This is a genomic window from Spiroplasma endosymbiont of Lariophagus distinguendus (assembly GCF_023846195.1).
Classification (GTDB): Bacteria; Bacillota_I; Bacilli_A; order Mycoplasmatales; family VBWQ01; genus Spiroplasma_E.
Genome location: NZ_JALMUW010000017.1, coordinates 1 through 18,715 on the forward strand (window position 1 = coordinate 1; position 18,715 = coordinate 18,715).

The following is an 18,715-nucleotide window of genomic DNA, read 5'->3' on the forward strand; positions in this document are numbered from 1 at the left end:
TCTAATAATTTAGTAAATACTGTACCATTACCATCCAAATCAACTTCAAAATTAAATTTTTCTTAATTGATAATTAATTTTATATTTTTCTTTATAATTTATATGATACGATGTAATCATATAAGTAAAAGAAACAGGTGTATATTATATGTTAACTGCTGGTATCGTTGGTTTACCTAATGTAGGTAAATCAACATTATTTAAAGCCATTACCAATTCACAAGTATTAATTGAAAATTATCCTTTCGCTACTATAAAACCAAATATTGGTAGCGTTCCAGTCAATGATTCAAGAATTTTAAATTTAATAAAAATCTTTAATCCACAAAAAATTGTACCAACAATTTTAGAATTACATGATATTGCCGGACTTGTCAAAGGTGCTAGTAAAGGTGAAGGATTAGGTAATCAATTTCTTGCTAATATTAGAACAGTTGATGCAATATGCGAAGTTATTCGTTGTTTTGATGATATTAATGTTAGTCATGTTGAAAATAAAATTGATCCAATTAATGATTTTGAAATTATTGAATTGGAATTAATGTTAGCTGATCAAGAAGTAATAAGTAAACGAAAAGAAAAAGTTCGTAAAAAATCGCAAATAACTAGAGATAAACAAGGTATTGCTGAGGTAGCTTTATTAGAAAAAATTAATAATGAATTAAACAATGGTATTGCTATTCGTAATCAAAAGTTAAGTTCAGAAGAATTACTAATGATTAAACCTTATAATTTTTTAACTGCTAAACCAATAATTGTTATTGCTAATATTAATGAAAAAGATTTAATAACTAAAACCAATAAATATGTTGAACAATTACAACAATATATGAGCAAAAAAAATATTACTGTAATTGTTGTTTGTGCTAAGACAGAATGTGAACTTTCTGAATTAGAAGCAGAAGAAAAAAAAGAAATGTTTAAAGAGTTAAATATTTTTGAATCAGGAATTGATCAAATTGTATTAGCAACTTATAAACTATTAAATTTAGGTACTTATTTTACTGTTGGACCCAAAGAAGTTCATGCTTGAACTTTTATTAAAGGAATGAAAGCACCAGAGTGTGCTGGTATCATTCATACAGATTTCATGAAAGGTTTTATTAGACTTAAAGTTTATAATTATCAAGATATAGAATTATTGGGTAGTGAAAAAAATGTTCAGGAAAAGGGAAAAATGAGAGTTGAAGGTAAAAATTATATAGTTGAAGATGGTGATATTTGTCATTTCCTTTTTAATGTTTAGTTTTAAGATAATATTAATTATAAAAAGGTTATAGTTTTGTTATAATTAATTTGAAAATATACTAGCAAGAAAGGAAAAAATTATTATGTTAAAAAGTAATTTACAAAATCCTGATTCTGACATTCAAGAAAACAATTATGTTCCAAATAAAAAAACTAAAAAGTTTGATGTTCTTAATAAAATAAAAGTTTCAAGGGCTTTACTTTTTTGATCACCAATTGTGCAAATTATTGGTAGTATTGCTTTTTTAATACTATTAATAGTTAATGCATTTGTTGGGCAAAAAATGGGGTTTGAATTTAGTAAACTGCAATTAGCTTTATCATTATCATATGTTGGAATTGCAATTTTAGTCAGTATTATTTGTTTTATGATACCAGCAAAGAAACTTAAAAAGAAATCTTCATTTAGAATTACTGCTATTTCAACATTAATATTATCAACATTAATGTTAAGTGGTAGTCTAGTTTTTTGATCAATACCAGTATTACTATTTTTTTCATTAATATCATTAATTGTATGAATATGTGAAGTAATAGCAGCGATTATTTTAATTTTAGTAGTTGAAGAATTGCCTAATGAAAAATAAAGTAGGTGAAAATAATGAAAATTAAAGATTTAGATAATATTAAAAACAAAGAAACATATTTTATTCCATATGAACAAAAGACTAAAAATGCATATTTTGTTTATTTAGCAATATCAATAGTTCTTTTTTTATCAGTTTTTATTTTTTCTTTATTTGCTACTATTAATGTATCAAAATATAAATTATATAATGTAAAACTTACTGATTTTAATTATCCTATTTTGAATTTATTTTATGCTCCAATTGTTTGTTTAATTGCAATTACTGTAAGTATGATTTTATTAATATTTGCTCCTAGAGTAAGTATTGTCTCTTCAAAGTATAGCAGTAGAATGTTTTATACTGCTTTTTGATTATTAATTCTTAGTGTAATGTTAAGTTCAGAAGTACAATTAACTTATATTTCACAATCTGGAATATTGTATAATGAAAATTATCATTGAATTAATCCAATTATTGCAAGAATATTTATTATTTTTAGTCTTTTTTTAATTTTGATTACACAACTATTTTTTTGAATTATGCGTAGAAAGTTTACATTTATGAACTCAGATTATGAAATTTATACTACTAGAAGTATGGAAAAAAACAAAGACGAATTAGAAAACAAGAATTAAAAAAAATTAAAAAACAAGAAAAGGAATTTAGTAAAAAAACTTTGAATATTAAATAAAGGGGGGCAGATTTATGAGAATTCGTAATTGGTGGTTTATTAGTTTTTATTTATTATTAAGCACATTTATTATTTATGAATTATTTTTTTTAATTGCTTTGTCAAAAAATACAGCTTTAAAAGATTTATATTATTATGGTTTTCAAATTGCAGAACCTTCACCAAGTTTTAATCCTTCAAGTTATACTGCAATTTATTATTTACCAGTAATAGGTTTAGTTGTAAGCAGTTTCGGTTTGATTAGTTGTATTTTTACGGCAAGAGTTTTTCTTGAAAAATCTCCTCGTTTTAAATTTGTATTTTTAGTTGTAAACTTTATAATTTTTGTTGTTGGATTTTTGATAAGTTTTTCTGGTCAATTGCTTTATTGTGAATGAAGTAATGATAGTGCACAAATAATACCTAATAGAGGAGGAACGATTGAAGTACCAAGCTTTTATTATAGAAATTGAGTTTCTTCAACTATTGTTTGATCAATTTTTGGTTTTTATTTTGCATTACTTGTTGCAGCAGTTATTTTATTACTTAAATTAAATTTAATTAATGTTCAAACATATCACTTTTATCGTCAACGTATTGAAGCAGCAATTGATTTTGAACCAGAATTAAAACAACCATTACCAAGTTCTAATGAATTTGATCCAAATGATACACAGACTATTACAATTTTTCTTGATGAAGAAGTAAATGAAAAATTACAATCAAAAACTAATCGTAAAAAAGCATTGAAATCCTCTAAAAATAATAAAAAAAAATTAAATTCTAAAAATAAGACTAATAAAGTAGAAAAAAAAGTTAATAAGATTAAAAAATCTTAAATTAAATAAAGATGGTGAAAATATGAAAATTCGTGTACGATATGCACCTAGTCCTACTGGGTATTTACATATTGGTGGTGCTAGAACAGCATTATTTAATTATTTATTTGCAAAAAATAACAAAGGAGATTTTATAGTTAGAATTGAAGATACTGATTTAGAACGTAATATTGAAGATGGAATTAGTTCACAATTAGATAATTTACGTTGAATGGGAATAATTCCTGATGAAACTATTGATTTACCAGGTAAATATGGTCCTTATAAACAAACTGAACGTTTAAATATATATATTCAACATGCATTAATACTAATAAAAGAAAAAAAAGCATATTATTGTTTTTGTACACCTCAATATCTAGAAGAAATGCGTAAGAAACAAGCAGATAAAAATATTTTAGCTTTCCAGTATGATGGAACATGTTCAAAATTAGAGCAGTCTGTAATTGAAGAAAATTTACAAAATAAAATTTCATATGCTATTAGAGTTAAAATACCCACTAATAAAAGTTATAAAATTAAAGATTTAGTTCGTGGTAATGTTGAATTTAATTCAGTAGACTTAGGAGATTATATTATTATTAAATCAAATGGAGTGGCTACTTATAATTTTGCTGTTGTTATTGATGATCATTTAATGGAAATAAGTCATGTTTTTCGTGGTGAAGAACATTTGTCAAATACACCAAAACAATTAGTTATTTATGAATATTTTAATTGGAAAATTCCAATTTTTGCCCACTTAACATTAATTGTTAATAATAAACGTAAAAAATTATCAAAACGTGATGGTAGCATTATCCAATTTATTCATCAATATCGTAAAGAAGGATATTTGCCAGAAGCAATTTTTAATTTTATTGCTTTATTAGGATGAAGTTCGCATGAAGAAAAAGAAATTTACACTAAAGAACAATTAATTAAATTATTTACCCCAAAATATTTAAGTAAAGCACCAAGTATGTTTGATCCAGAAAAATTAGTGTGAATGAATAATTATTATATTAAAAGATTAAATGTTGAACAATACTTAGATTTAGTTACACCTTTTATTAAAGAAAAATATAATTGAAATAGCAAAACTATTGAATGATGAAAAGAAGTATTATTAATTTATCAATCACAGTTAGAATATGGTAGTCAAATTAATGAATTGGTAAGTTTATTTTTTAAAAATAATTTTAAGGTAGATATAGAAGCAAAGACTTTTTTGAATGATAATGAATGTAACTTAGTTTGTACAGCATTTATTAAAAAGATTATTGATTGTAAAAATTGAACTAGTGATAATATTAAAAACATTATTAATGAAGTTAAAAAAGAAACTAATGTTAACGGTAAATTATTATTTATGCCAATTAGAATTATTACAATAGGACAAATGCATGGACCTGATTTAGTTAGCACCATTAAACTATTAGGTTATGATACCATTATTAATAATGTGAAATTAAATTTTAAATATTAAAGAAAAATAAATATTATTACTTATACTAGAAAATATAATATTTGCTTTTGTTATAAATAAAAATTATAAAATTGTTCTTTTTACTCAAAATAATTACTAAAATAGAAGAAAAATTTTATATTATGTTACTATTAAAATAAAAAATTAATAATACCTAAAATTTATAAGATATTAATGAGAGGTTAAAATTTATGTCAAGCAATAATTATAAAGTAACTTTTATTCGTGACGCTATACACAAAAATATTAATATCAGCGAACCCGTTATTCAGGCATTAATATCTTGTAAAGAATTTCAAAGATTAAGATGAATTAATCAACTTGGTGGTGTGCAAATTGCTTTTCCTAATGCAACTCATACTAGATATGTTCATAGTATCGGTGTTTACAATATATTAAATCGTGTTCTTAGTGAAGTTGAAGGCTCTTCTTTATTAACTAAAGAGGAAAAAACAAACATTAAAATTGCTGGTTTATTACATGATTTAGGACACGGTCCTTTTTCACACACTTTTGAAAAAATCATAAACCTTAATGTTAATAAAAAAGAAAATTTTACTCATGAAGATTATACTTGTGCTATTATTAATGATAATAGTACTGAAATTAACATGATTTTAAAACAATTTAATATTAATATTAATGCTATTATTGGTATCCTTAAGAAGGATTATAAAAATTATCCTAAATATCAAATTCAATTGGTATCATCGCAATTAGATTGTGATCGTATTGATTATTTAATGCGTGATGGATATTTTACAGGAGTTGGTTATGGAAGTATTGATATTGATTGAATTATTACGAATATGATAATTGATATTAAAGAGGGTTTAGTTTTTTCATACAAGGCAATTTCTGCTATTGAAAATTATTTAATCACAAGGTTCCATATGTATTCTCAAGTTTATTATCATAAAAGTGGAATTCTTTTTGATCTTAATTTACAAAAATTATTTTCAAGAATAACTGAATTATATTTTGATAAAACTTATTCATTTAAAGTCAATATTCATGATTTTATTGCTATTTTTGAGGGAAAAAGCGTTGAAATACAAACATATTTAAATTGAACAGATGCTACTTTAATTAAGTTAATGCAAGATATTATTAATTTTGAAAAAGATAATGAGTTAGTAAAAATATCAAAAGTAATTTTATTTTGTTTTAACTGAGAAAATGAATTGTTGTTATTAACAAGTCAAAATAACACTAATGTTATTGGCGTTAAACAAGATTTAAAAAATGTACTTTATTATTTTAAAAAAGATCCAATTATTATTAAAACAAAAAACGAAGAATATATTACTTTAGAAAAAATCTCACAAATTTTGCAAGATCCAATTAAAGCACCAAATACAATTTATTTTTTAAAAAAGAAATAGAAATTTAAAAGTATTATAAAATGAGGTAATTATGAAAATTTTAAAATCAATTAATAAAGTTTTTGAGTATCCAAATATTTTAGATTTAACGCCAGGAGATTTTTACTTAAATTCACATGAGTATCATTTAGCAACGCAAGAAGTAATAGTGATATTGGGTGTATTAATTAATAAAGAAAAAATTGAAAATGCTATTAAAACTTTAAATTTTACTTGAATAAATTTTAAAGAAAAAGTAATTGTTTATTTTTCTATTTTTGCCTACCTTATAATAGGTAATGAATATAATGATTTAAAATCAGTTAAAATAAATCAAATTAAATTTAAAGATAATACGTTAAAAATTAAATTTAAAGAAACATTACTTACAATGATTAATAAATTTCCAAGAACTTTGCATTTAACTAATGTTTTGGGTAATGATAATGATCGCGCTAATATGTATGCAGTTAACGCTATTTTAAATATTAAAAAAGGGATTGGATATGATAATTTTCATATTACTCTTTTTTCAGTATATCAATCGTTAGAATTAAAATTAAAGCATTGTTTAAGAAAATATATTCAAGTTGAACCTTCAGCTAGTAAGAAAAAATTTAATTTTCATAATTTAATACGATTGATTAAATTAATTAGTACTACAAGAGTTGAAAGTGAGGAAATGAGTAAAATATTATTAAACTTAAGAGAACGTTTGCGTTATTTTGAACAAATTAATCCTGGCGGTCAAGCAGCAAGATATGAAGCTGAGATAAATCATAATTATTTTCATAATTTAAATTCGTATATAATTAATGAACAAGAATTACTAAGTAATTTTGTCAAGGCTTTAAGTTTATTACAAGAATTATATTTAAAATTAATAGAATTATATAAAGATGATAATACTAAAGTTAAAATGCAAAAAAAAATTGATTTAGAATTAGTTAAAGTTTCAGGAATTAAAATCGAAGATGATCCAAAAAAAATTAATGATAAATTAAGAAATGTGCTTGATAATCAAATTTTTGGTAACTATCAAGAATTAATTGATTTAAATTACAATGATGTTGCTATTTTGGAATTTTTAATCAGAATTGGATTTATACAGTATGTTAATGATACAATTGAACAACTTTTATAAAAAAGTATTTATTTTTACTTTTTTATATGATATAAATTAAATTTATGAGTATAATATTTTAGATATTGAAAGGGGTCTGAACTGTGGACAGTTATGTTATTAATGAACTCACTACTATTATTCTTGATGCAGTAGCATTTGCAAATTATGAAATAGAATTGAATCAGGTTGTTATTGAAATTAATAAAAGTAATGACTTAGGTGATTATTCTACATCAATAGCAATGATATTAGCAAAAAAATATAAACAAAAACCATTAGACATTGCTGAAATTATAGTTAAAAATATTCATCAGAAACACCCATTAATTAAAAAAATTGATTATATTACTCCTGGTTTTATTAATATTAATATTAATGTTGAAGTATTTAGTTTGTTATTAATGAAAATTATTAATGAGAAATCATTATATGGTCAATCTAATAAAAAAAATATTACTTATAATATTGAATTTATTAGTGCTAATCCAACCGGACTTTTACATTTAGGACATGCACGAAATGCGGCTATTGGTGATAGTTTAGCTAATATATTAGAACATAGAGGATATAATATAGTTAGAGAATACTATATTAATGATGCTGGTAATCAAATTAATGTTTTGGCAAATTCAATTTTCATAAATTATCAAAATCTTTGTGGCAATGCTGTTGAATTACCAAAAGAAAGTTATCGTGGTTCTGAAATTTTAGCTGCTGCACAATCATTTTTGAAATTAAATGGTAATAAATTTGCAAATAAACCTTTTGATGAAACTTCTTCTTTAATTTTTAAAGAATTTGGTATTAATTATATGCTTTCAGAAATTAAAAAAGATTTAAAAAAATTTAAAGTTAAAATTAATATTTGATTTTCTGAATCATTTTTATATAAAGAAAATATTATTTCTAATTTAATCAAACAATTTGAAATGCAAGGCAATACTTATCAACTTGATGGTGCTATTTTTTTAAAAACTACTTTATTTGAAGATGATAAAGATCGTGTAATTGTTAAGAAAGACAAAACTTATACATATATGCTTCCTGACTTAGCTTATCATCATATTAAATTTCAACGTAGTGATGTGTTAATTAATATTTGAGGAGCAGATCATTATGGCTATATTCCAAGAATTAAAGCGGGATTATATATGCTTAATAATGATGCCACTAAACTTGATATTTTATGTATGCAAATGGTAAAGGTTATTGATAATGGTAAAGAACAAAAAATGTCAAAAAGAGCAGGAACATCAATAACTTTAAGACATATGATAGATTTAATTGGAAAGGATGCTTTACGTTATTTTTTAGTATCAAGATCAGTTGAATCACATCTTGATATTGATTTAGCACTTGCTAAACAACAATCTAACGAAAATCCTGTTTATTATGCTCAATATGTTCATGCGCGTATAAATCAAATTATAGAGAATTATCCAAAATTTGAAATTGCAAATAGTATTAATTTATTAACAGAACAAAAGGAAAAAGAATTATTGATTACATTAGATGAATATATAATTATTTTGCAAAAAATTGAAAAACAGCATCAACCACATTTGCTTACAAATTATATTCAAAAATTAGCTAAGTTATTTCATTCTTATTATAATAAACATAAAGTTATTAGTGAAGATCAACAATTAACAATTCAACGATTAACATTAGTTTTAGCAATAAAACAAATAATGGCAAATGCTTTAAATTTAATTGGTGTGGATGCGCCTAAAAAGATGTAAAAAATATATTTTTTATTATTTATAATATACAATTTAGAAGGTGATTAAGAAATGCAAAACAAACAAACATTAGTAGAAGTAGCATATAGTTTTTTATGCAAAAAGAAAAAAAGCAGTTTTAATGAAATTTGAACACATGTTAAAAAACAATGTAATATTTCTAAAGAAGATGAAGAAAAAATTGCTGGTGAACTTTATACTGGAATTATTTTAAATACCAATTTTTTCTTAAAAAATGATAAACTTTGATATCCACGTAATGAAGTCTCATTAGAGGAAATTAAAGAACATATGACAAGAGTAGAAATTCCAAGTAATACAAAAGAAGAAATTGATAGTACTGAAACAGTTACAGATAATGATGAAACTATAGATTTAAGTGAAGACGTAGAAGATGAAGATGATGATTTAAATACCATTAGTATTCAACCATTAGAAGATAGTTATGATGATGAATAATAATGATATTATTAATTAATATTTAGGAGAAAACTAATGAATTCAAAGTATATATTTATTACTGGTGGTGTTGTATCATCTTTAGGTAAAGGAATTACAGCAGCATCGCTTGGGCGTATATTAAAGCAAAAAAATATTAAGATTTTTATGCAAAAATTTGACCCTTATATTAATGTTGATCCAGGTACTATGAGTCCTTATCAACATGGTGAAGTATATGTAACTAGTGATGGTGCTGAAACTGATTTAGATTTAGGTCATTATGAACGTTTTATTGATGAAAATCTGACTAGAGACTCCAATATTACTGCCGGAAAAGTATACCAAACTGTTTTAAAAAAGGAACGCGATGGTTTTTATGAAGGGAAAACTGTACAAGTTGTACCACATGTTACTGATGAAATTAAAAAACATATTTTTAATTCCGCAATTAATAGTAAGGCTGATGTTATTATTACCGAAATTGGTGGAACAGTTGGTGATATTGAATCATTAGCTTTTATTGAAGCCATTAGACAAGTTAAAAACGAAAAAGGTCATGAAAATGTTATTGTTATTCATACTACATTAATTCCTTATTTACATTCGGTTGGTGAATTTAAAACGAAACCCAGTCAACATTCAGTAAAAGAAATATTATCATTAGGTATTCAACCTGATATTTTGGTTTGTCGTAGTGAAACTATGCCACCTGATCATATTTTTGATAAATTATCTTTATTTTGTAATATTAAACGCAGGCATGTTTTAGCAATTCCTGATTGTGATAATATTTATAAAGTGCCATTATCTTTAGAACAACAAAAAATTGATGAAGTAGTTTCAGAATTATTAAAATTAAATAAAACTAAACCAGATATGTCAGAATGACATACAATTGTTAAAAAGTTAGATAATATTAATCAAGAAGTTACTGTTGGTATTGTGGCAAAATATTCGAATTTAAGTGATGCTTACTTATCAGTAATTGAATCATTGAAAATTGCAGGTTATAGTCTTAATACTAAAGTTAATTATAAAATTATTAACGCTGAAAGTTTAGATAGTAAAAACATTAATTCTATGCTTTCTCCTTTCCAAGCAATAATTGTTCCTGGTGGCTTTGGTAATCGTGGTGTTGAAGGTAAAATCAATGCAATTAATTATACTCGAGTTAATAAAGTTCCTTTCTTAGGATTATGTTTAGGTATGCAGTTAGCTTGTATTGAATATGCTCGTAATGTATGTAATTTACAAGATGCTAATTCTACTGAATTTAATGAAAAAACTAAAAATCCTATTTTTGATTTATTACGTGGTAAAAATAAAAATGATCAAATCGGGGGAACTTTAAGATTGGGTAATTATCCAACCACTTTAATTAATGATTCATTAGCAAAATCTCTTTATAAACAAACGATTATTATTGAACGTCATCGTCATCGTTATGAATTTAATAATAGTTATAAAACATTACTTGCAAAAAATGGATTAATTTTTAGTGGTATATATAATAAAGAAGATTTGGTAGAAATGATTGAGTTGCCAAAAGAAGTACATCCATTCTTTATTGCAAGTCAGTTTCATCCTGAGTTCACATCAAGAATTAATAAACCAAATCCTTTATTTTTAGGATTAATTAAAAGTATTATTAAAAAATAATGATAAAGTAAGAAAATTTAATTTTAAAATTGTTATAATTTTTATGAATTGTATATTCTCAAAATATATATGCAACTAGATTTTTTATGAAAATATATAATATAAGGTTATAATATTTTAAGAAAGAAGGAAAAGAAATGAATAAATTTGTTAGTGCAAAAAATATGATTGATAAAGCAAAAGCAGGTAAATATGCCGTTGCTCACTTTAATATTAATAATTTAGAATGAACAAGATCTATTCTTGAAGTTGCACAAGAAACTAAATCATCTGTTATTTTAGGTGTTTCAGAAGGTGCTATTAAATACATGGGTGGATTTAACACAGTTGCTAGTATGACTTTAGCGTTATTGAATGATTTAAATATTACTATTCCAGTGGCATTACATTTAGATCATGGTCAATCAGTAGATTCTTGTAAGAAAGCATTAGATGCTGGTTTTAGTTCTGTTATGTTTGATGGTTCTCATTTAGATTTTAATGAAAATATAAAAGGTACCAAAGAAGTAGTTGCTTATGCTAAGAAAAGAAATGCATCTGTTGAAGCAGAAGCAGGGACTATTGGTGGTGAAGAAGATGGAGTTATTGGTAGTGGTGAGATTGCTAGTGAGGAAGATTGTAAATCATTAGCAGCTTTAGGAATTGACTTTTTAGCAGCGGGAATAAATAATATTCATGGAAAGTATCCTAAAAATTGAGATGGTTTAAATTTTGATGTGTTAAAAAATTTATCAGTAGCTTCAAATAAGCCAATGGTATTACATGGTGGTTCTGGAATTCCAAAAGATCAGGTTAAAAAAGCTATTAATTTAGGAATTAGTAAAATTAATGTTAATACTGAATTACAAGAAGTGTTCGCCGCAGCTATTGAAAAATATGTTACGGAAGGAAAACTTAATGAAGATAAAGGGTTTGATCCTAGAAAAATTTTTAAGCCAGGAATGGAAGCAATTAAACTTAAAGCTAAAGAATTATTAACAGAATTTGGTTCATTAGGAAAATCTTAAAAAAATGGTCATATTAATAATAATATGACCATTTTTTTAAGATTTTCCTTAAATTAAGATAAATTTCAAATATGAAAATTACTTTTATTATCAATAACTTGTGATATTTTTTCATTACTTAAAATATCAATTATTACTTCAGCCTTAATAGCAACTTTCGCGTCTAACATATGACCACCAATTACGTTAAAATTATCATCACCAAAAGTAGTATGGCAATGAATAATTGGTTTATTTCTATCTTTTTCATCTCAAATGATTGTTCCAATTGTTGATAACAATTCATATTGTTCAAGAAAAGTTTTTTTTACATAATCAGTACTTTTTTTAGGAATATAGCCTAAAGTGACATTAGTAATAGCACCAATCATTTGGAATTATGCCATTCCTATGTTTTCTTTAATAGCAAATTGCTCTAAAGTTTTAATAATCATTTCATCTTTTTCAATAATTAATGCATACTTATTTCCGATCATTTTTTTAATTTTCATAATAAGAATCTCACCTTTCTTTTAGCAGTATTTTAACATATTTATTAATAGCAATAATGATTAAATTTGATTATTATAGGAAAAAATATTTTTCTTTTTGTAATAAAAATTATTTTAAAAAGAAAATATATTAATTTTAAAATTAATAGGTATAATAAAACTAATATTTAAACTAAGGAAGTGATAAAGTTGAAAACTAATGGTTTAGTAATTGCTATTGGTAATGATCATACCGCTTATGAATTTAAACAACCAATTATTAAATTTTTACATACAGAAGGCTATCAAATTTTAGATTTAGGAACAAATAGCAGTGAGCCTGTTGATTATCCTAATTTTGGTTTTAATGTTGCTAATGCTATTGTTAGTAAAAAAGCAGATTTTGGTATTGTAATTTGTGGTACTGGTATTGGTATTAGCATTGCTACCAATCGTATTAATGGTGTTCGTTGTGCCCTTTGCTATGAAGAAGAAACAGTAAGATTGGCAAGGCTTCATAATGACGCTAATGTTTTAGCACTAGGTGCTAGAATTATTTCTGATTATAAAGCAGTAGAACTTGTGAAATTATTTTTAAATACTAAAACAAGTGATGAAAAAAGACATCAATTAAGAGTTGCAAAACTAAAATAATTTTACTATTAAATTATTAAAGAGAGGATGTTTAAAAATGGATAAATCTTTTAATAAGGGTCTTGACCCAGAATTAAAAAAAATTGTGAAAGATGAATGACAACGTCAACAAAATCATATTGAATTAATAGCTTCAGAAAACTATGTATCACCAGCTGTACTTACACTTGCTGGAACAATATTAACTAATAAGTATGCAGAAGGTTATCCTGGCAGAAGATATTATAATGGTTGCGAAAATGTTGATAAAATTGAAAATTTGGCAATAGAGCGTTTTAAACAATTATTTAATTGTAATCATAAACCAGGTCAATGTAAAAAAGGTAATTTTCATGCTAATGTACAACCTCATTCTGGTAGTCAAGCTAATGCTGAAGCATATGCTGCTATATTACGTCCAGGTGATACTATTCTTGGTATGGAACTTGATGCCGGTGGTCATTTAACTCATGGTTATAAAATTAATTTTTCTGGTAAAATTTATCACGGTGTTAATTATGGTGTAAGTAAAAAGGATGAATATTTAGATTATGATGAAATTTTAAAAATTGCTAAAGAATGTAAACCAAAAATTATTGTAGCAGGAGCTAGTGCTTATTCAAGACTTATTGATTGATCAAAGTTTCGTAAAATTGCCGATACTGTTGGAGCATATTTAATGGTTGATATGGCGCATATTGCTGGATTAATTGCTGCTGGATTACATCAAAATCCTATTTGTTATGCTGATATTACAACAACAACAACTCATAAAACATTAAGAGGACCACGCGGTGGTGCTATTCTTTGCACCGAAGAATTAAAAAAGAAAATTGATAGTGCGGTATTTCCCGGTAATCAAGGTGGGCCATTGGAACATATTATTGCAGCAAAAGCACAAGCTTTTTATGAAGCATTAACGCCAGAATTTAAAACTTATCAAATGCAAGTAATTAAAAATGCTCAAGCATTAGCGAAAACTTTTCTTGATGCAAAATTTCATGTAGTGGCGGGTGGCACTGATAATCATTTATTAACTGTTAATGTTACTAATATTAACGGTTTAAATGGTAAAGAAGCTGTTGATATTTTAGAAAAGATTAATATTGTTGCTAATAAGAATGGTGTTCCCTTTGATCCTTTACCAGCTGTTATTACTAGTGGTGTTCGTTTTGGTAGTCCAGCAATGACAACGAGAGGTTTTAAAGAAGAGCAGTTTATTGAATTAGGAAAGATTATTATTAGTGCTTGAAAATTACCTAAGGGTATTAATGATGATGGTTTAAATGAATTAAGAAAAAAAGTTGATATGCTTTTAAATAAATTTCCCATTTATGAAGATATAAAATTACCTCAATAATAAAATAATTATTTTATGTTTGGAATATGAGAGGCTTTTTAATAATCTGTGTTTCTTTCTTTTACAAAGTTACTAGTTCAGATTAATTCTGTCTTCAAATTTTATCATAAAATGAGCAATTGCTGTATTTCAATTTTGAATGGGCATTGTTCATTTTTTTATTATATTTTCAATTGCTAAGTAAAATATTTTGAAAACTGCCATATCATTAGGAAAAACTTTTTTATTTCTGATGACTTTTCGTAATTGACTATTAACAGATTCAATAGCATTTGTTGTATAAATCGGCCGTTTAAAAAATGCGTATAAAGTATATTTTTTTTGAGAGAAAAATATCTTTAATTGTTGATATAATTATATCACATTATATTTAATAAATAAAGTATTTTAGTGTTTTATTTTATTAATAAAAAATAAAAATTCCTAACTATTTAGGTTTAGAATTATTTAATTTTATATTAATAACAAATAACTATATTTTGATTATTTATATGAGCAATTCTTGTATTTAACATATTTACAAATGTTTTATAATTATATGATTTTGCACCATAACCTTTTAAAGATTTAACTAAATGTGAAACAGTACTTTCAGCATGACAACCAATATTTCAATCTTTACCTTGATTAATAATTCCTTGTTCATTATTAGCAAAGTAATTAAATGTTTGTTTATCAACATTAGGTTTTAAAATATTAATTAATTCATTATAATTACCATTTTTAAAATTAAATGATGTATCAAAATAATTAGGTCAATTTGTATTTGCTTTTTTCTTACCTTTTATATTAATAAATGCTTTTCATAAATATCTAATACCATGAAAACAATCTAATATATATTTTCCACCAAATCATTTTGCCATTGCTCTAATTCATAATGCACCATCTCCACCAATAATTAAATTATTATTTTGTCAAAATACATCAGTTAAATAATTAAGTTTAATATCATAATTATTAATAATAGTTTCATATACAAATTCATATACTTTATCTTGAGTTATATTATCACTTGGTTTAAAAATCATATATGCTCATATTTTATTTTGTAATTGATTTCTATTTTTATAAATATTAATTTTATGAGTATAACAATTAAAAATTCTAATACAATATTTTTCTATTATTCCTTGTTCATTTGCTAAATATTCAAAACAATCATCCATATCAATATGCAAATAATCTTTAACTTCATATTTTTTTATTGGTAATTGTATTTCAATTTTTGTATTTTTTATTATATTACTATAAGTTTGTTTTGAAATTCCACAATATGGTAACATATCTTTAATATCAGATTGTCTTTTACCTTTATGTATTTGTTTAATTATAAATAATGTTAAATTATTAGTACAATTTTTATATTTAGGAATTCCTATTGCTTGTTTAACTGGAATTATATTTTCATTAGTTTCTAAATTTTTATATATTCTTAATGGAAGATAAGATTTTCCAAAAGGATTAATTAATAATTTTTGTCTTCTTTGTATTAATTTAAATTTAGTTTTATCATATTTATTTTTATATCAATAATAATCATAATCTAATAAATCTTTATTATAATCTTCTAATTTTTGATTTGCATGTTGAATATCAAAAGTATCATAATCATATTTATCATTAATTCAAGGCATGATATTAATTCCTTTCTAAATACATGACTTTGAGTATAACAATAATTAACTGGTGAGTGTTGTAATATACTTTACTTAAAATGTTATAATTAGTATATAAATATTGAATATAGGTGATATAATATGCCAGCAAAAAGAAAAGAATTAGGAAATTATAAAGAAAAGATACAAGAATATTTAAGAGAAAATAAAGATAATTTAAAAAAATGTACTAAACAAGAATTAAATTATATTTTAAATGTGGATAATAAATATATATTTGATTGCCGAAGAAGGTCGACAAAATGACAAAATGATTTTATTAAAGAATATGATAAAGCATGTCTTAAAATAGGAATTGCAAGATTAAAAAATGTTACACAAGTATCTCAATATGAATGAGCTTATTTAAGAACAAATCATAGAGAGATGTTTGATGATTTAATAGATAATCAAGATATAGAAGCAAATAATAGTAATATAATTATTAATATTTGTGAACCTAGAAAAATAGAAAATAATGATTAGAAACCTATAATAAATATAGGTTTTTTTCTTTATTTTAAAGGGAAAAAATGATATAATTTACATAAGGAAACAGTAGCCATTCTGTGAGAATAGGAGTTAAATATGGAAAACTTTAACTGAGATAAAAATAAAAATTATAATAATGAAGAATTAGAAAGTTTATTAGAACAACACCGAAATTTTGTTTATAAAACTACTAAAACTGAATTAGAACCTAAATTAAGTGAATATGAAACAAAATTAAAAGAATATGAAATAAAAGTAAATGAATATCAAGAAAAAGAATTGTTTAATGGTTTTAATGATAAACAATTAAAAATAGTTAAATCATTAATTAATACTGAATATAAAGACCTTGATAAACATTCTGCTTTAAATAAAATAAAAGAAGATTATGCAGAAATATTTAATAATAATTTACATAATAAAGAAATTAAAAAACAAGAAATTATTAAAAATGAAGAATCTAAACAAGAGTTTTTTAATCCAAAAACACTTTTTGAATTAGATAATAATATTACATCTAAAAATGAAGAATTATTAAAAAATACAGAAGTTGTTGGTGCAAAAACTAAACAAGAAATGATTAAATTTTTAGAATTTTTATTTAGTAAATAATTAAATATTTCTCAAAAGGAGAGATATTATGGCTATTCCACAAGTTCCAACTGGTTTAATTACTGGTGGTAATAATGGAAATAAAGCAATGTTAACTGCTATGGAAGCACAAGTAAAAGGTATACTTTATAATGATGAAAGTATGATGTTTTTAAAAGCAAGTGCAGTTGCAGAACAAATAAGTGAAATACCTGGAGCAGTAGAAGCATATTACCGTATTGCTGAACGTTTACGTTGAGGTTCAAAATATGATGTTATGACTGGTACAAATAAACAATGAACAACATTAAGAACAACTAGTGTTATTTTAGACCAAATATTAGTTATTGATTGAAGAACTGAAGATTTTGATATGAATAGATTTATGTCAAGTCCAATTCCATTAAAAGCAAATATGTTATCAATATGAGCAGAAAGTGCATTAAGAAATTATTTATTTATACAAGAATGTATTTTTTTACAAGGTATTAAAGATTATTGTATTGCTAAATCACAAGTAATTCCTATTAATATGTTAGAAATGACAGAAGATACAGCAAAATCAGCATTTTATCAAATTGGTGATAAAATGAATGAATTATTAGGAAATATAACTGAAACTGAAATTGGTACAAATGTAAGTGATTTTATTGGTGCATTAGGATTTACTCCAATGTTACAATTAACAAAAGCATATTTAAGATTAAATTATGGTCAAATTGCAGCAGATACTGTAGCAAGTGGTCAATTATATAAACAATCAGTATTTGGTATGTTTTTATATAAACATATGTTTTTAAATAAAGATATGGTTAAAGATACTAAAACTGGTTTACATTTAGAAAAAACATTTGATTTAAAAAAAGTATTAGGAGTTTTTGTGCATAGAAATGCATTTGCACAACCTAATAGTTTTCAAAAAATAGTAAATTTAATTGATAATAATACATTAAATCAAAAAACATTAGGTAAAGCACTTTATGGTATAACAACAGCAATTCGTGGTTGATTATCATTTATTATTATGGAAAAAATGCCAACAGCTGATGAAATTAAAGAAGCACAAAAACGTTGTTGAACTAATTGAATTAAATTAACTCCAGCAGAAAGAGAAAAAGCACCAGTAACATTTAAAATTGCTGATTTTGATGATTTTAGAATTAGTTTAAATGATTTAATTTATTTTAAAAATTTAGGAAAAATTAAAATGGCTGGTGATACACCAACTAATGATGAATTAGAAGACGCAATAATAAATGCTGGTAATAATGGTTATGAAAAAGGTAAAGCAATATTTAGTAATATTACATCAAAAAGTGCTACTATGACTGGTAATGATAAAGATTATATTGAAGAAATAGAATTAAAATTTTCTAAA

At 24.1% G+C, this 18,715-nt stretch carries 18 protein-coding genes and 1 pseudogene; 16 read left to right on the plus strand and 3 right to left on the minus strand.

Translation table 4 applies throughout. The features are described 5' to 3' along the window. Positions 1-148 precede the first annotated feature (148 nt). The 11 genes from ychF to fba all read left to right on the plus strand — a co-directional run bounded on the left by ychF (position 149) and on the right by fba (position 12,133). On the plus strand, positions 149-1,246 hold the full coding sequence (ychF, locus tag M0D11_RS02420) for a redox-regulated ATPase YchF (RefSeq protein ID WP_252319775.1): 1,098 nt from the start codon (positions 149-151) through the stop codon (positions 1,244-1,246). 85 nt (positions 1,247-1,331) lie between these two features. After that, the gene (locus tag M0D11_RS02425; protein ID WP_252319777.1) at positions 1,332-1,835 is read left to right on the plus strand and encodes a hypothetical protein; all 504 of its coding nucleotides are present in this window, start codon (positions 1,332-1,334) and stop codon (positions 1,833-1,835) included. 14 nt (positions 1,836-1,849) lie between these two features. Continuing rightward, a complete protein-coding gene (locus M0D11_RS02430) occupies positions 1,850-2,452 on the plus strand; it encodes a hypothetical protein (RefSeq protein WP_252319779.1) in 603 nt (200 codons plus the stop codon). Between the two features lie 70 nt (positions 2,453-2,522). Next, the gene (locus tag M0D11_RS02435) at positions 2,523-3,326 is read left to right on the plus strand and encodes a hypothetical protein (RefSeq protein ID WP_252319781.1); all 804 of its coding nucleotides are present in this window, start codon (positions 2,523-2,525) and stop codon (positions 3,324-3,326) included. 22 nt (positions 3,327-3,348) lie between these two features. Next, positions 3,349-4,794, plus strand: coding sequence for a glutamate--tRNA ligase (gene gltX, locus M0D11_RS02440; protein WP_252319783.1), 1,446 nt, complete (start codon positions 3,349-3,351; stop codon positions 4,792-4,794). 191 nt (positions 4,795-4,985) lie between these two features. Further along, the gene (locus M0D11_RS02445) at positions 4,986-6,179 is read left to right on the plus strand and encodes an HD domain-containing protein (RefSeq protein ID WP_252319785.1); all 1,194 of its coding nucleotides are present in this window, start codon (positions 4,986-4,988) and stop codon (positions 6,177-6,179) included. A 31-nt stretch (positions 6,180-6,210) separates the two neighbouring features. Next, positions 6,211-7,302 carry a HEPN domain-containing protein gene (locus tag M0D11_RS02450; RefSeq protein ID WP_252319787.1) on the plus strand — a complete coding sequence of 364 codons (1,092 nt, stop codon included), beginning with the start codon at positions 6,211-6,213 and terminating at the stop codon, positions 7,300-7,302. 83 nt (positions 7,303-7,385) lie between these two features. After that, a complete protein-coding gene (argS, locus tag M0D11_RS02455; RefSeq protein ID WP_252319789.1) occupies positions 7,386-9,026 on the plus strand; it encodes an arginine--tRNA ligase in 1,641 nt (546 codons plus the stop codon). A 51-nt stretch (positions 9,027-9,077) separates the two neighbouring features. Then, positions 9,078-9,485: a DNA-directed RNA polymerase subunit delta gene (gene rpoE / locus M0D11_RS02460; RefSeq protein WP_174480191.1), complete on the plus strand. Its 408-nt coding sequence runs from the start codon at positions 9,078-9,080 to the stop codon at positions 9,483-9,485. 36 nt (positions 9,486-9,521) lie between these two features. After that, complete coding sequence (gene pyrG / locus M0D11_RS02465; protein ID WP_252319791.1) at positions 9,522-11,126, plus strand: CTP synthase; 1,605 nt, start codon at positions 9,522-9,524, stop codon at positions 11,124-11,126. Positions 11,127-11,263: 137 nt separating this feature from the next. Beyond that, positions 11,264-12,133, plus strand: coding sequence for a class II fructose-1,6-bisphosphate aldolase (gene fba, locus M0D11_RS02470; RefSeq protein WP_252319793.1), 870 nt, complete (start codon positions 11,264-11,266; stop codon positions 12,131-12,133). A 53-nt stretch (positions 12,134-12,186) separates the two neighbouring features. On the opposite strand, the gene M0D11_RS02475 is transcribed toward fba, so the two are convergent. Further along, positions 12,187-12,504: a PPC domain-containing DNA-binding protein gene (locus M0D11_RS02475; RefSeq protein ID WP_252319795.1), complete on the minus strand. Its 318-nt coding sequence runs from the start codon at positions 12,502-12,504 to the stop codon at positions 12,187-12,189. A 324-nt stretch (positions 12,505-12,828) separates the two neighbouring features. Between M0D11_RS02475 and rpiB the strand changes: the two genes are divergently transcribed. Together rpiB and glyA are read left to right on the plus strand one after the other, a co-directional pair. After that, a complete protein-coding gene (rpiB, locus tag M0D11_RS02480) occupies positions 12,829-13,257 on the plus strand; it encodes a ribose 5-phosphate isomerase B (RefSeq protein ID WP_174480264.1) in 429 nt (142 codons plus the stop codon). A 37-nt stretch (positions 13,258-13,294) separates the two neighbouring features. Then, positions 13,295-14,596: a serine hydroxymethyltransferase gene (glyA, locus tag M0D11_RS02485; protein WP_252319797.1), complete on the plus strand. Its 1,302-nt coding sequence runs from the start codon at positions 13,295-13,297 to the stop codon at positions 14,594-14,596. 72 nt (positions 14,597-14,668) lie between these two features. On the opposite strand, the pseudogene M0D11_RS07170 reads toward glyA, so the two are convergent. Together M0D11_RS07170 and M0D11_RS02495 are read right to left on the minus strand one after the other, a co-directional pair. After that, positions 14,669-14,890 (minus strand): annotated as a pseudogene (locus M0D11_RS07170) (transposase); the annotation flags it as partial. 164 nt (positions 14,891-15,054) lie between these two features. Next, entirely contained in the window at positions 15,055-16,233 is a 1,179-nt protein-coding gene (locus M0D11_RS02495) for an Mbov_0401 family ICE element transposase-like protein (RefSeq protein WP_252319799.1), read from the minus strand. 123 nt (positions 16,234-16,356) lie between these two features. On the opposite strand from M0D11_RS02495, the gene M0D11_RS02500 reads away from it, so the two are divergent. The 3 genes from M0D11_RS02500 to M0D11_RS02510 all read left to right on the plus strand — a co-directional run. Further along, a complete protein-coding gene (locus tag M0D11_RS02500) occupies positions 16,357-16,740 on the plus strand; it encodes a hypothetical protein (RefSeq protein ID WP_252319801.1) in 384 nt (127 codons plus the stop codon). A 102-nt stretch (positions 16,741-16,842) separates the two neighbouring features. Beyond that, a complete protein-coding gene (locus M0D11_RS02505) occupies positions 16,843-17,358 on the plus strand; it encodes a hypothetical protein (RefSeq protein ID WP_252319803.1) in 516 nt (171 codons plus the stop codon). Positions 17,359-17,386: 28 nt separating this feature from the next. Continuing rightward, positions 17,387-18,715, plus strand: a 1,329-nt coding sequence (locus M0D11_RS02510) for a hypothetical protein (protein ID WP_252319805.1), incomplete at its 3' end; no start/stop codon positions are given.